Source organism: Rhizobacter sp. OV335 (assembly GCF_900142965.1).
Lineage (GTDB): Bacteria > Pseudomonadota > Gammaproteobacteria > Burkholderiales > Burkholderiaceae_C > Rhizobacter.
On sequence record NZ_FRCQ01000028.1, the window covers coordinates 44,072 to 57,439 of the forward strand.

Here is a 13,368-nt window from a genome sequence, read left to right on the forward strand (position 1 = left end):
CCGAGATGGATTCTGGCTTCGCCACGCCACGCGGCACGCAGCGCCTGCCGTGGGTCGACACCGCCAAGGCCGTGGGCATCGTGCTGATGTTCTACGGGCACGTGGTGCAAAGCCGCGCCGGCGGCGACAACGCGTCCGCGGTCGACCAGCTGCGGCTGATCTACGCGTTCCACATGCCGCTGTTCTTCGTGCTGGCCGGGCTGTTCTTCCACCCGGTCGCCGCGCTGCTGCCGCGCCTGCGCACGCTGGCGCAGTTGCGCCTGGTGCCGGTGCTGTTCTTCGGGCTGCTGCTGCTGCCGCTGTGGTCGCTGAGCGCCGTCAAGCACCACTTCGCGTGGTGGTACTACGCGCAGCCGCTCGGCGCGGCCTACCTGCGCGGCATGCCGGAGCTGAACTGGGTGACCTGGTTCCTGGTGTGCATGGTCGTCTGCGAGGCGATGGCACTGGTGGTGCTGCCGCGGCTGCGGTTGGTGGCGGCGCGGCTGGCGTTCGCGGCCGCCTGCATCGTCGGCGGCGTGTTCCTGTGCAACCACGGCGATGCGCTCGAAGGCTGGGTCGCGCAGGTCAGCCGCATCTGGTTCGTGCGCGAGGCGATCGTCGCGCTCGGCTTCTACACGATCGGGCAGGTGCTGCGGCCCTTCCTGCAGCAGCTCGCCACGCACCGCGGCATCGCGCTGTCGGTGACGCTCGCCTGCACCAGCGCGCTGCTCGCGACCTACCGGCTGAACCACCCGCACGATGCGCAGGCGGTGATGATGGCGGCGGCCCAGCACGGTGATGCGCTCGGCTTCGCGTTCAGCGCGCTGGCCGGCACGCTGGCGGTGATCGGGCTGGCGATGCTGCTGCCGGCCACGCGGGTGGCGGCCTGGATCGGCCGCAACAGCCTGCCGCTGATGGGGCTGAACGGCGTGTTCTTCCACTTCTTCAACCCGAAGCTGGCCGAGAGCATCGCGCTGGCCGACACCCCGCTGGCCGTCACCGCCTATGCCGCGGCGATCAGCGCGGTGTCGTTGCTCGCGTGCGTGCCGTTGGTGGCGCTGCTGAACCGCTTCGTGCCGCAGTTCATCGGCAAGGCGCGCCCTCCGGCAGCCGCCGGCACAGAAACAGGACCGGCCGAGGGGGCAAGCCCCGCCGCGTAGAATTCGTCACCGGGCCCAAATTTTGGCGCCCGGTTTTTCGTTTCGGCGCCCTCGCATCGCTTCGAGGCCTTCCGCCGGCCGGCCGGGTTCCAAGTCAAGCGCTCTTCATCACCCTTTGGAGCCTGACCATGGAAATCTTCGACTACGACAACGTCCTGCTGCTGCCGCGCAAGTGCCGCGTCGAGAGCCGCGCCGAATGCGATGCCTCGGCCGAACTCGGCGGCCGCACGTTCAAGCTGCCGGTGGTGCCGGCCAACATGAAGACGGTGGTCGACGAGCCGATCACGCAGTGGCTGGCCGCCAACGGCTACTTCTACGTGATGCACCGCTTCGACCTCGACAACGTCGCGTACGCGAAGCGCATGCGCGACCTCGGCCTGTTCGTCTCGATCAGCTCGGGCGTGAAGGCCGACGACTACGCGGTGATCGACCGGCTGGCGGCCGACGGTGTCGGCGCCGACTACATCACGATCGACATCGCGCACGGCCATGCCGAGAGCGTGCGCAAGATGATCGACCACATCCGCCAGCGGCTGCCGGCGACCTTCATCATCGCCGGCAACGTCGGCACGCCGGAGGCGGTGATCGACCTGGAGAACTGGGGCGCCGACGCGACCAAGGTCGGCATCGGCCCGGGCAAGGTCTGCATCACGCGGCTGAAGACCGGATTCGGCACCGGGGGCTGGCAGCTGAGCGCGCTGAAGTGGTGTGCCCGCGTCGCGACCAAGCCGATCATTGCCGACGGCGGCATCCGCGACCACGGCGACATCGCGAAGAGCGTGCGCTTCGGCGCCGCGATGGTGATGATCGGCTCGCTGTTCGCCGGCCATGAAGAGTCGCCCGGCAAGACGGTCGAGGTCGACGGCAAGGTCTTCAAGGAGTACTACGGCTCGGCCAGCGACTTCAACAAGGGCGAGTACAAGCACGTCGAAGGCAAGCGCATCCTCGAACCGGTGAAGGGCAAGCTGGCCGACACATTGCGCGAGATGCGCGAAGACGTGCAGAGCTCGATCAGCTACGCCGGCGGCACGCGGCTGAACGACATCCGCAAGGTGAACTACGTGATCCTGGGTGGGGACAATGCGGGGGAACACCTCCTCATGTAACCCGGCGGCTGATGCTCAGGAGGCTCGTGCACTCGTCAGCCGAGCCGCCAACTCGTCGTGCTGAAATCGGAACTTCCCGGCGTTCTTGCGAAGCTTCGCGAGGTTCTGAAGCTTCCACTGCAAGGCGGGCAAACGCTGCAGATGGTCGTGGGGCAGCAAGCTCCACTCCGGTTCGCCGCGAACCCGTTCATGCGGGTCGTTTCAGGTTGAGTCGCTCGCCTGTCTTGGTCGTCGAGACCCAACGCCGGCCGCCTCCCAGCCGCTCGCTGTGTTGGCGGGCCAGCGACTTCCACGGCAGGTCCAGTTCGTCGGCCACGACGTCGGCCAGACGCGCGACCTTGATGCGATTGAGGTGGGCCAGCAGCACCTCGAGCACGGGCAAACGCAGCGTGCGTGCACCCTCTACCAGATGAGAAGCCTCCTCCAGGCTCTGCCCCTTGCCGACATCGCTGAGGAGTTCGAGCAGGGCGCGCTCGGGCGTGGAGACCAGCACATCCTTGCGACCCGCGGGCAACGGGGCCAGGCCGACATCTGACGGCAAGGCGTCGTCGAACAGGTGCGTGGCCTGGTAGGTCGAAGGGAAGGCGGCGGTGAACCAGTCCGGTAGCCGGGCCGATTTGTCGCCCCACAAGGCCAGTTGCTGCTGGTAGGCCAAGTTGTGCCTCACCCCCCGCCAAGCCAACGCCGTCTTTCCGGCCACATGCAGCCCGGGGAACGAACCCGCCAGCCATGCCAAGCAGGCGTCTCGGTCGAGCTGGTCGCTTGGCAAGGCGTAGACGCCGTGCCCGAGACGCCGGAGCCAGCCTTCGGCTGCATAGCGCGCGACCTGCTTCGGTGCCATGCCACGTGCTCGCAACGCATCGGTACCCAGCGGCACCCCGCGAGGCACCTCGGACAGCAATTGCCGGAATAGAAGGCTAGGCGAAGTTCCCATCAGGTGTGAATTTTGTCCATAAATCTATGCCGGCGCCAGCGTTTTCTTGTGCATATAAAAATGCGCCGAATTCCCGGCATCCGGGATTGGCGGGATATTTTCCATCCCGCCCGGGGTCGCCCCGGTCAGTGTGTCAACCCAGACACCCGGCGACACCCGGCCCCACGAAGACGCAACCTGCGCGCAACACGGTTTCGTTTGAATCGACCCGTGCGGCAGCGCCGCGCCCGCAACTGCGGGCGGGCGCCGTCGTCCCCTCGATCCAAAGGAAATCCTGTGAAGCTGAGATTGTTCGCGCCCCTGCTCGCGGCCGTGGCGGCCGCGCCCCTCTTGTTGACCGCCTGCGGCGGCAGCAGCGGTGACGACGGCCCGGGCTATGTCCGGTTCGTCAACGCCACCTCCAGCTACCCGTCGCTGGACCTGTACGAAAACGACACGAAAGCCAGCGCGCCCGTCGTGACCAACACCGTCAGCGACTACGCGACGATCGGCTCAGGCTCCTACACCTTCTACCTGAAGCCCACCGGCTCGAGCACGGCGGTGGTGGCGACGATCCAGTCGGTCAACGACGGCGTGCACAACACGCTGGTCGCCTACAGCACGGCGGGCAGCGTGCGCACCCGCTACCTGACCGACAACGAAGCGGCACCCACCTCGGGCACCGCGAAGTTCCGCGTCTTCAACACCTCGTACGAGGCCGGCAACCTCGACGTGTATGTCACCGCACCGACCGACACGCTGACGAACGCCAGCCCGAATGCGCCGACCATCGGCGGAGAGAAGTTCTCGGGCTACGGCGAGATCACCGCCGGCACCTACCGGATCCGCGTGACGGCCGCCGGTGACAAGACCGACGTCCGGCTGGACCTCCCGTCGGTCACGCTGACCGACCAGCAGGTCCTGACGATGGTGCTGACCTCCACGCCGGGCGGCGTGCTGGTCAACGGCCTGCTGATCAACCAGCAAGGCCCGTTGCAGGCGCAGGTCAACGGTTTTGCACGCGTGCGGCTGGTGGCCGGCGCAGCGGCCTCGGCCACGGTGGCGGCGACCGTCAACGGCGTCAACCTCTCCAGCGGCACGGTCTCGACCGGCAAGCCGCCGGCGATCGGCACCTACCTGCAGGTGCCGGCCGGCGCACTGGCGGCCAGCGTGTCGATCAACGGCACCGACGTGAGCCCGACCGGCCTGACCGCCGCACCGGGTTCCGACCTGACGCTGCTGGTGCTGGGCAGTGCATCCGCGCCGCAGGTCTCGCTGATCAGCGACGACAACAGCCCGGCACTGACCAGCGGCTACGTGAAGCTGCGGCTGGTCAACGGCGTGAACGGCCTGAACGCCGCACTGACACTGCAGGCCAACAACGGCGTGCTGACCAAGAGCTCGAACATCACGTTCGGCAACGCCGGCGACCCGACGCAGGTCATCAACAGCAGCACCGCCAGCCCGACGCCGCTGGAGGTCGATTCGGCCACCTCGTCGAACGCGCTGTACACCGGGAACGTGGCGCTGCTGACGCCGGGGGTCTACACGCTGTTCATGCTGGGGGACGCGGCGACGCCGTCGGCCGTGCTGCGGCTGGATCGCTGACCTACGGGGTCAGGACGACGTCCGGGGTTGCGGTCGCCGTCCTGATCGTCAGCGCGATGCCGAAGGCACCATCGGCGGCGCGCGCCAGGCTCAGCGTGCCGCCGATCTGGCGCGCGATCTGCGACACGATCGCGAGGCCCAGGCCGCAGTGGCCGAGCGAGCTGCGCTGGCGGTCCAGCCGCACGAAGGGCTGCAGGGCCTGGGCGAACTCGGCGTCGTTCAGGCCCGGGCCGTGGTCGAACACCGCGATCGACACGCCTCCCTCGCAGCGGCACAGGTCGACCATCACCGGCCGCTGGCCGTAGGCGAGCGCGTTGTCGATCAGGTTGCTGAGCAACCGCTGCACCGCGATGTCGGGCAGCAGTTCGTCGACGCCATCGCCGCGCAGCATCACGCCGGGGTCGGCATACATCGCGACCACCGCCCGCCCGGTGTCCCACAGCGGCTGCAGGCGGCCGAGCTGGATGTCGGCGCCGCCCTGCACATAGGCGAGGAACTGGTCGACGATGCGCTGCACCGAGCCCAGGTCCTGCAGCAGCGCATCGCCCACCGATTCGTCGCACTGCGTCTCGATGCGCAGGCGCAGCCGCGACAGCGGTGTGCGCAGGTCGTGCGACACGCCGGCCAGCAACTGGCCGCGCGTGCGGTCGGCCTCGTCGACGCTGCGTGCCAGCGAGTTGAAGGCACGCGCGATCTGCTGCAGCTCGTCGCTGACGCCGGGCGGCAGCTCGATCGCCCGCAGCGCGCCGCGCCGCGTCGCGATCTCGTGCGCCAGGCGCTTCAACGGCAGCGCGATCACCCGAAAGCCGATCCACAGGCTCAGCGCGGCGGTGCCGAACAGCAAGGCCAGCAAGGCCAGCAAGGTGATGGTCGGCGCGTTGCGCGGCGACGCATGGCGGTGCACGAAATTCCAGCGCTCGCCGTCGATGTCGGCCTCGATGCGCAGCACCAGGCCGTTGCGGTCGCTGATGTCGAGCACCGCGTCATGGCCGAGCGAGCGGGTGACGATGTCCTGCAGCCCGCCCGGCAGCTCGATCGACGGCTGGCGCAGCGGGCCGACGATGTCGGCCCCGCCGTCCGGCGCGCCGCTGCGGCCGACCCAGAACGGGCCGTACGACAGCTCGACGGCCACGCGGTCGCGCTCGTCGGGCGGCGTCGTCAGCAGGTTCTGCTGCGCCTGGTGCGCCTCGCCGACCACCGCGACCAGCATGCCCTCGCTGAACGGCTCGAACAGCAGCGTGCGCAGCAGCAGCAGTTGCGCGATCAGCGATGCGACGCTGATCAGCCCCACCAGCCAGGTGACGCGGCCGGCCAGCGAGCGGGGCAGCCAGTGCATCAGCGCGCGGTTTCAGGCACGAACATGTAGCCGTGGCCGCGCACCGTCTGGATGAAGCGCGGGGTGCCGGGATCGGATTCGACGAGCTTGCGCAGGCGCATCACGGTGACGTCGATCGCGCGCAGCAGCAGCGATTCGCTGCGCGAATGCGAGACCGCGAGCAGCCGCTCGCGCGACACCGCAACGCCCGGGTTGGCCACCAGCTCGGCCAGCACCGAGAACTCGACGGTGCTCAGCACGCGGGTCGCGCCGTTGCGGAACAGGCAGCGCGCGCTCACGTCGAACACGCTGCCGCCGAACTTGACCGGCGCCTGGTTCATCTGCGACAGGCCCGGCGGCACGATCGCGCGGCGCAGCACGGCATGCACGCGCGCGAGCAGTTCGCGCGCCGAGAACGGCTTGCCGAGGAAATCGTCGGCGCCCATCTCGAGGCCCAGCACGCGGTCGATCTCCTCGCTGCGCGCGGTCAGGATGATGATGGGCACGCGGTCGCCCTCGGAGCGCAGCTTCTGGCAGGCCTGCAGGCCGCTCATGCCGGGCAGGCTGACGTCGAGCACCACCAGGTCGGGACGCAGCCGGTGGATGCGGCGCAGCAGGTCCTCGGCGGTGGCCATGCCGGTGACGACCAGACCCTGCTTCTCCAGGTAGTCGCACAGCATGGTGCGCAGCGGGTTGTCGTCCTCGACGACGTAGAGGTGGTAGGGCTTGCTCATGGGCGCTCAGCTTAATGAGCCGGCGTTGCGCGCTTGCTTCTGGTGCGTGTCTCCACATGTCGAATCATGTCAGGCGCGGTCCGGAGGAACTCAGTCCGCCCACATCCCCGACCGTTCGCCGGGCTCCGCGCGCTGCGCCGCCCGTTGCGTGAACCGCGCCGAACGCTCGCGCGCAGACGACCCGGCCACCGGGCAGCTTCCGCTCTGCAGGTAAGCGACGGCCGCCCCGGTCAACGCCTCCGCCGGATCACCGAGCGTGCCGCTGAAGGTGTCGGTCGCGGCGCAGCTGGCGGCGATGCCGTTCCAGTACCCGCCCTCGCCGAGCGCGTTCGTGCCCTCGAAATTCACCGCGCTGTAGGTGTTGCCGCAGGACTCGCGCGGCTGGAAACCGACCGGCTTGCCGCAGGTGGCGTCGCCGATCGTCACGACGGTGGCGTAGGGCTTCAGCCCGTTGATCACCAGCTCGCTGGCCGAGCAGGTGCGCGCGCCGGTCAGCACGACGATGCGGTCGAACGCCGCACCGGGCACCGAGCCGAAGACGTAGCGGCCGTTCGAAGCGGACTGGCGGGCATTGAAGGTCAGCCGCGCGAAGACCTGGTCGAGTCGGGTCGAACCGGCCACCTCGGTGGCCAGCAGCGCGGCGGTCGAGACACGGCCGCCGCCGTTGTAGCGCAGATCGAGGATCAGCTCGGTGGCGCCGGCCGCGCGGAACTGCGTGAACGCATCGTCCAGCGGCTGCTCGGCCTGCGTGATGAAGTCCTTCAGCACCAGGTAGCCGGCCTTGACGCCGTTCGACAGCGTCAGCAGCCGGGTCGTCGGCACCGGTGTCAGCGCGTAGGTGCCGGCGGTCAGCGTGACGGTCTTCGCACCGCCCGGCGCGTCGATGACGAGGGTCAGCACATCACCGGCCTGCGCCGGCGTCAGCGCCGAGAAATCGTCGGCCGCCACCAGCTCGGCGGCGCTGCGGCCGTTCGCCGAGCTGATCACGTCGCCGCGCACCAGCCCGGCGGCGGCAGCGGGCGACAGCGGCTCCACGTAGCGCACCTTCAGCGGCAACTGCAGCTCCAGCCCGTTGACCGAGACGCCGTAGCCCAGCGTGCGCCCGGCGCCGAAGAACTGGCTGTACGACGCGCTGCTCTCGATGTAGCTCCAGCGGTCGGCCGGCACCGGCGCGGCGCCGGTGAACAGCAGCGCGTCGAAGTAATCGGGCACGCTCGCGTAGGGGCCGGGCTCCGGGTTCGGCGAGCGGCCGCTCCAGTAGTACCAGTCGGCCATGTAGCCGCGCAGCCAGCTCTTCTGGGTGCCGAGGTCGCAACTCGGGGCGCCGCCGTTCAGTGGCAGGCCGTCGTCGCTGCCGCCGCAGCCGGCCAGCACGGTCAGCACGGCCAGGGTGGCGGACGCGAACAGCTTCGTGGGCAGTCGTCGCATGGGTGGCTCCCGTTTCAGGGTCAGATACAGGATCAGGATCGCAAGCGCGTGATCGCCGCCACCATAGCAGCACGGGGCCCCCGCCTACAATTCCGCCTTCCCCTGCCCAGCCTGCGCGCCAGCTCCGTGGCCGCCGTCGATCCGACCCCATCGCACCCCTATGACCGAACTCGCCAAATCGTTCGAACCCGCCGCCATCGAAGCCCGCTGGGCACCGCTGTGGGAGCAGCGCGGCCTGTACGAGCCCACGCTGGACGCCGCCAAGCCCTCGTTCAGCATCCAGCTGCCGCCGCCCAACGTCACCGGCACGCTGCACATGGGACACGCGTTCAACCAGACCATCATGGACTCGCTGACGCGCTGGCACCGCATGAAGGGCGACAACACGCTGTGGGTGCCGGGCACCGACCACGCCGGCATCGCGACGCAGATCGTCGTCGAGCGCCAGCTCGAGGCGGCCGGCCAGAGCCGCCACGACCTCGGCCGCAAGAATTTCGTCGCCCGCGTGTGGGAATGGAAGGAGCAATCGGGCTCGACGATCACGGAGCAGATGCGCCGCATGGGCGCCTCGGTGGCCTGGCAGCACGAGTACTTCACGATGGACGAGAAGCTCTCGCCGATCGTCACCGACACCTTCGTGCAGCTGTTCGAGCAGGGCCTGATCTACCGCGGCAAGCGGCTGGTGAGCTGGGATCCGGTGCTGAAGTCAGCCGTCTCCGACCTGGAGGTCGAGAGCGAAGAGGAAGACGGCTCGCTGTGGCACATCCGCTATCCGTTGGCCGACGGAAGCGGCTCGCTGGTCGTGGCCACCACGCGCCCGGAAACCATGCTCGGCGACACCGCGGTGATGGTGCACCCCGACGACGAGCGCTACCAGGCGCTGATCGGCCGGCAGGTCACGCTGCCGCTGTGCGACCGCACGATCCCGGTGATCGCCGACGAGTACGTCGACCGCGAGTTCGGCACCGGCGTCGTGAAGGTCACGCCGGCGCATGACGTCAACGACTACGCCGTCGGCCTGCGCCACCAGCTGCCGATGATCGGCGTGCTCGACCTCGACGCGAAGGTCAACGACAACGCGCCCGCCCCGTACCGCGGCCTCGACCGCTTCGTCGCCCGCAAGAAGGTCGTCGCCGACCTGGAAGCGCTCGGCCTGCTGGTCGAGGTGAAGAAGCACAAGCTGATGGTGCCGCGCTGCGCCCGCACCGGTGCGATCGTCGAGCCGATGCTGACCGACCAGTGGTTCGTCGCGGTCAGCAAGGCCGGCCCCGACGGCAAGTCGATCGCGCAGAAGGCGGTCGATGCGGTCGCCTCCGGCGAAGTGAAGTTCGTGCCCGAGAACTGGGTCAACACCTACGACCAGTGGATGAAGAACATCCAGGACTGGTGCATCTCGCGCCAGCTGTGGTGGGGCCACCAGATCCCCGCGTGGTACGGCAGCGGCGGCGAGATCTTCGTCGCGCGCAACGAGGCCGACGCGAGGGTCAAGGCACAGGCCGCCGGCTACAGCGGCGATCTGCGCCGCGACGAGGACGTGCTCGACACCTGGTACTCGTCGGCGCTGGTGCCGTTCTCGACGCTCGGCTGGCCCGAGCAGACCAAGGAGATGGATCTCTTCCTGCCGTCCAGCGTGCTGGTCACCGGCTACGAGATCATCTTCTTCTGGGTGGCGCGCATGATCATGATGACCACGCACTTCACCGGCCGCGTGCCGTTCCGCACCGTCTACATCCACGGCATGGTGCGCGACAGCGAAGGCAAGAAGATGAGCAAGTCCGAAGGGAACGTGCTCGACCCGGTCGACCTGATCGAAGGCCGCGACCTGGCCACGCTGGTGCAGAAGTCGACGGTCGGCCTTCGCAAGCCCGAGACCGCGCCGAAGGTGGCCGCGCGCGTGAAGAAGGAGTTCCCCGACGGCATGCCGGCCTATGGCGCCGATGCGCTGCGCTTCACGATGGCGTCGTACGCGAGCCTCGGGCGCAACATCAACTTCGACACCAAGCGCTGCGAGGGCTACCGCAACTTCTGCAACAAGCTCTGGAACGCGACCAAGTTCGTGCTGATGAACTGCGAGGGTCAGGACTGCGGCCTCGCCGAGCACACCAAGGCGCAGTGCGAGCCGGGCGGCGAGTTCGCCGGCTACCTGTCGTTCTCGAAGGTCGACCGCTGGATCAGCGGCGAGCTGCAGCGCGTCGAAGCGGCGGTCGAGCAGGGCTTCACCGACTACCGACTCGACAACGTCGCCAACGCGATCTACCAATTCGTCTGGACCGAATACTGCGACTGGTACCTGGAGCTCGCGAAGGCGCAGCTGCAGAACGGCGACGAGGCCGCGAAGCGCGCGACGCGCCGCACGCTGCTGCGCACGCTGGAGACGGTGCTGCGGCTGATGCACCCGATCATGCCGTTCGTGACCGCCGAGCTGTGGGACGTGGTCGCGCCGCTGGCCGGCCGCAAGGTGGCGGGCTCCGACGACAGCATCGTCACCGCGCCGTACCCGAAGGCGCAGCTCGAGCGCGTCGACCCGCAGGCCGATGCCTGGGTCGAGCGCTTCAAGGGCCTGGCCGGCGCGACGCGCAACCTGCGCAACGAGATGCAGGTGACCAAGCCGGTGCCGCTGTACGCGATCGGCGACAACGACTTCGTGCGCGAGGCCGCGCCGCTGCTGCAGTCGCTGATCCGGCTGTCAGGCGTGCAGGTGTTCGACGACGAGGCCGCGTTCGCGGCGGCAACCGCTCAGCTGCCGGTCTCGGTGCAGGGCGAGACGCGCGTGGCGCTGCACGTCGAGATCGACGTGGCCGCCGAGCGCGAGCGCGTGGCCAAGGAGATCAAGCGCATCGAGGCCGAGATCGGCAAGTGCAACGCCAAGCTGACGAGCGAAAGCTTCGTCGCGCGCGCGCCGCAGGCGGTGGTCGATCAGGAGAAGCAGCGCCTGGCGGACTTCACGGCAACGCTGGATCGACTGCGACATCAAGCGGCACGCCTGGGTCCGTCGTCCTGAACTCGCGCGGTGCGCCGGGCGTGATCGCGAGCAGCTCGTCGATGCGCCGTGCCACCGCCCACGAACTGCGCAGCCGCGATTCGCGCGTGGTGCTCGCCACGCGCGGCGTGACCTGCAGCGTGTCCATGCCGCTCAGCGGGCGGCCCGGCTCGGTGGCGCCCGGCTCCAGGCTGTCGAGCCAGACGGCCGAGACGCGGCCGCTGGTCAGCACGTCGGCCAGCGTCTTCTCGTCGAACAGCGCCGAGTGCGCGATGCTGACGATCACCTGGTTCGGCTTGCAGAACGGCAGGAAGCGCTCGCCCAGCAGCCCGTGGTAGCGGCTGAAGTAGTTCAGCTGCACGCACACCGCATCGGAGCGCTCCAGCAGCTCGCGCAGCCCCAGCGGCGCGACCTGCCAGCGCTCCCAGACGCTGTCGCTCGCATGCAGTGAGGGGTCGTAGCCGACCAGCCGCGAGCCGAAGCCGCTCAGCATCTTGGCCATCGCCTTGGCGGCCGGCGGCATGCCGATCAACCCGACGGTGCAGGCCCCGAGCTCACGGCCGACCAGCATGCCGTCGGAGCCGACCACCGGCACGCGGCGCAGCAGCGACAGCAGGGCGCCGATCATGAATTCGGCCTCGGCCTGCGCGGTGGCGGTCTGGCTGCGAACCACCTCGATGCCGGCGCGCGCGCAGGCATCGAGGTCGATGTTCTCGGCACCGGCGCTGACCCGGCCGACCGCGCGCAGCACCGGCGCGTAGTGCAGCGCCTGCGCATCCAGCGCCACGGTGGGCGGCAGGATCAGCGCCCGCACGTTGTAGAGCGCCTGGCGGAAGGCCCGCGTGTCGCGCGCCAGCTCGGGCGCTTGCCGAAGCGAATAGCGCGCATCGAGCCACTGCATGACTTCTGCTTCCAGCGGTTCGATGATCAGCAAGTCCATGCGGCGTCGAGAGGCTCTGCCCTGGTGTCACAAGCCCTCCAAAAGCGCGTGACACAATGGTTTTTCGTTGATTAATTCACACAGGGGATTGTAACTAAATGTTTGTCAACAAGGCGATCTTTCCGGTGGCGGGCCTCGGCACGCGCTTTCTTCCTGCGACCAAAGCCCAACCGAAGGAAATGCTGCCGGTGGTCGACAAGCCCCTGATCCAATACGCGGTCGAAGAGGCCTATGCGGCCGGCGTGCGCGAAATGATTTTCGTGACCGGCCGGCACAAGCGCCCCATCGAAGACCACTTTGACATGACCTTCGAGTTGGAGGTAGCCCTCGAACAGGCGGGTAAGCAAGAGTTACTGGATGTCGTGCACAGCGTGAAGCCAGACGACATGGAGTGCGTCTACGTGCGCCAGCCGCAGGCACTGGGGCTGGGTCATGCGGTGCTGTGCGGGCAGCGGCTGATCGGCAACGAGCCGTTCGCGGTGCTGCTGGCCGACGACCTGATGGTCGGGCAGAAGCCGGTGCTGCAGCAGATGGTCGAGCAGTTCGCCGAATGGCGGGTGTCGATGCTGGCGGTGCAGGAAGTGCCGCCGGAGCAGACGCGGCGCTACGGCATCGTCGACGGGCACGCGGTGAACGACCGGTTGATCGACATCACGCGCATCGTCGAGAAGCCGGCGCCGGAAGAAGCGCCGTCGCGGCTCGGCGTGGCCGGGCGCTACATCCTGACGCCGGGCGTGTTCACCGAGATCGCGAACCAGCCGCGCGGCGTCGGTGGCGAGATCCAGTTGACCGACGGCATCGCCGGGCTGCTGCGGCGCGAGAAGGTGTTCGCGTACCGCTACGAGGGGCGGCGCTACGACTGCGGCAGCAAGGAAGGCTTCCTGGAGGCCAACGTGGAGCTGGCGCTGGCACATCCGGTGCTCGGGCCGGATTTCCGGAAGTACCTGAAGAACCTGGAGTTCTAGGCCTGTCAGCGGCGCCTCAGCAGGTGGATGAACTCCTCGTTCACCGCCTGCTGCTGCACCAGCTCGTTGCCGGTCTGCCGCGCGAACGCCTGGAAATCGCGCATCGACCCCGGGTCGGTCGCGATCACCTTCAGCAGCTCGCCGCTGTTCATGTCGGCCAGCGCCTTCTTGGCCTTCAGGATCGGCAGCGGGCAGTTCATGCCGCGGGCGTCGACTTCTTTTTGCGCATCCATCGCGTGT

The 13,368-nt window shown here is 68.5% G+C and carries 11 protein-coding genes; 5 read left to right on the plus strand and 6 right to left on the minus strand.

Going from position 1 to position 13,368, the window contains the following annotated elements; genetic code table 11:
- Positions 1-5 precede the first annotated feature (5 nt).
- Positions 6-1,139 carry an acyltransferase family protein gene (locus BUE42_RS24455; protein WP_073467904.1) on the plus strand — a complete coding sequence of 378 codons (1,134 nt, stop codon included), beginning with the start codon at positions 6-8 and terminating at the stop codon, positions 1,137-1,139.
- A gap of 128 nt (positions 1,140-1,267) precedes the next feature.
- The gene (locus tag BUE42_RS24460; RefSeq protein WP_073467905.1) at positions 1,268-2,245 is read left to right on the plus strand and encodes a GMP reductase; all 978 of its coding nucleotides are present in this window, start codon (positions 1,268-1,270) and stop codon (positions 2,243-2,245) included.
- Positions 2,246-2,432: 187 nt separating this feature from the next.
- On the opposite strand, the gene BUE42_RS24465 is transcribed toward BUE42_RS24460, so the two are convergent.
- Positions 2,433-3,179 carry a type IV toxin-antitoxin system AbiEi family antitoxin domain-containing protein gene (locus BUE42_RS24465; RefSeq protein WP_073467906.1) on the minus strand — a complete coding sequence of 249 codons (747 nt, stop codon included), beginning with the start codon at positions 3,177-3,179 and terminating at the stop codon, positions 2,433-2,435.
- Between the two features lie 276 nt (positions 3,180-3,455).
- Here BUE42_RS24465 and BUE42_RS24470 point away from each other — a divergent pair, with 276 nt between their 5' ends.
- Positions 3,456-4,766, plus strand: a complete 1,311-nt coding sequence (locus tag BUE42_RS24470) for a DUF4397 domain-containing protein (protein WP_159445492.1) — start codon at positions 3,456-3,458, stop codon at positions 4,764-4,766.
- 1 nt (position 4,767) lies between these two features.
- On the opposite strand, the gene BUE42_RS24475 is transcribed toward BUE42_RS24470, so the two are convergent.
- The 3 genes from BUE42_RS24475 to BUE42_RS24485 all read right to left on the minus strand — a co-directional run bounded on the left by BUE42_RS24475 (position 4,768) and on the right by BUE42_RS24485 (position 8,243).
- Complete coding sequence (locus BUE42_RS24475; RefSeq protein ID WP_073467908.1) at positions 4,768-6,102, minus strand: ATP-binding protein; 1,335 nt, start codon at positions 6,100-6,102, stop codon at positions 4,768-4,770.
- Positions 6,102-6,815, minus strand: coding sequence for a response regulator (locus tag BUE42_RS24480; RefSeq protein WP_073467909.1), 714 nt, complete (start codon positions 6,813-6,815; stop codon positions 6,102-6,104). The genes BUE42_RS24475 and BUE42_RS24480 overlap by 1 nt, the downstream gene beginning before the upstream one ends.
- 90 nt (positions 6,816-6,905) lie before the next feature.
- Positions 6,906-8,243 carry a S41 family peptidase gene (locus BUE42_RS24485; RefSeq protein ID WP_073467910.1) on the minus strand — a complete coding sequence of 446 codons (1,338 nt, stop codon included), beginning with the start codon at positions 8,241-8,243 and terminating at the stop codon, positions 6,906-6,908.
- Positions 8,244-8,403: 160 nt separating this feature from the next.
- On the opposite strand from BUE42_RS24485, the gene BUE42_RS24490 reads away from it, so the two are divergent.
- Entirely contained in the window at positions 8,404-11,244 is a 2,841-nt protein-coding gene (locus tag BUE42_RS24490) for a valine--tRNA ligase (protein ID WP_073467911.1), read from the plus strand.
- On the opposite strand, the gene BUE42_RS24495 is transcribed toward BUE42_RS24490, so the two are convergent.
- Complete coding sequence (locus BUE42_RS24495; protein ID WP_073467912.1) at positions 11,186-12,163, minus strand: NAD(P)-dependent oxidoreductase; 978 nt, start codon at positions 12,161-12,163, stop codon at positions 11,186-11,188. The two genes, BUE42_RS24490 and BUE42_RS24495, sit on opposite strands and share 59 nt — an antisense overlap.
- A 98-nt stretch (positions 12,164-12,261) precedes the next feature.
- Between BUE42_RS24495 and galU the strand changes: the two genes are divergently transcribed.
- Positions 12,262-13,128, plus strand: a complete 867-nt coding sequence (gene galU, locus BUE42_RS24500) for a UTP--glucose-1-phosphate uridylyltransferase GalU (RefSeq protein ID WP_073467913.1) — start codon at positions 12,262-12,264, stop codon at positions 13,126-13,128.
- A 5-nt stretch (positions 13,129-13,133) separates the two neighbouring features.
- Here galU and BUE42_RS24505 read toward each other — a convergent pair whose 3' ends face one another.
- Positions 13,134-13,361 carry a sulfurtransferase TusA family protein gene (locus BUE42_RS24505; protein ID WP_073467914.1) on the minus strand — a complete coding sequence of 76 codons (228 nt, stop codon included), beginning with the start codon at positions 13,359-13,361 and terminating at the stop codon, positions 13,134-13,136.
- Between the last annotated feature and the right edge of the window lie 7 nt (positions 13,362-13,368).

Excerpts from the sequence above, each read along its gene's own strand:
- BUE42_RS24485 (WP_073467910.1), bottom strand. The coding sequence starts at position 8,243 with ATGCGACGACTGCCCACGAAGCTGTTCGCGTCCGCCACCCTGGCCGTG.
- BUE42_RS24460 (WP_073467905.1), top strand. The coding sequence starts at position 1,268 with ATGGAAATCTTCGACTACGACAACGTCCTGCTGCTGCCGCGCAAGTGC.
- BUE42_RS24480 (WP_073467909.1), bottom strand. The coding sequence starts at position 6,815 with ATGAGCAAGCCCTACCACCTCTACGTCGTCGAGGACGACAACCCGCTG.
- BUE42_RS24455 (WP_073467904.1), top strand. The coding sequence starts at position 6 with ATGGATTCTGGCTTCGCCACGCCACGCGGCACGCAGCGCCTGCCGTGG.
- galU (WP_073467913.1), top strand. The coding sequence starts at position 12,262 with ATGTTTGTCAACAAGGCGATCTTTCCGGTGGCGGGCCTCGGCACGCGC.
- BUE42_RS24490 (WP_073467911.1), top strand. The coding sequence starts at position 8,404 with ATGACCGAACTCGCCAAATCGTTCGAACCCGCCGCCATCGAAGCCCGC.
- BUE42_RS24495 (WP_073467912.1), bottom strand. The coding sequence starts at position 12,163 with ATGGACTTGCTGATCATCGAACCGCTGGAAGCAGAAGTCATGCAGTGG.
- BUE42_RS24475 (WP_073467908.1), bottom strand. The coding sequence starts at position 6,102 with ATGCACTGGCTGCCCCGCTCGCTGGCCGGCCGCGTCACCTGGCTGGTG.
- BUE42_RS24465 (WP_073467906.1), bottom strand. The coding sequence starts at position 3,179 with ATGGGAACTTCGCCTAGCCTTCTATTCCGGCAATTGCTGTCCGAGGTG.
- BUE42_RS24505 (WP_073467914.1), bottom strand. The coding sequence starts at position 13,361 with ATGGATGCGCAAAAAGAAGTCGACGCCCGCGGCATGAACTGCCCGCTG.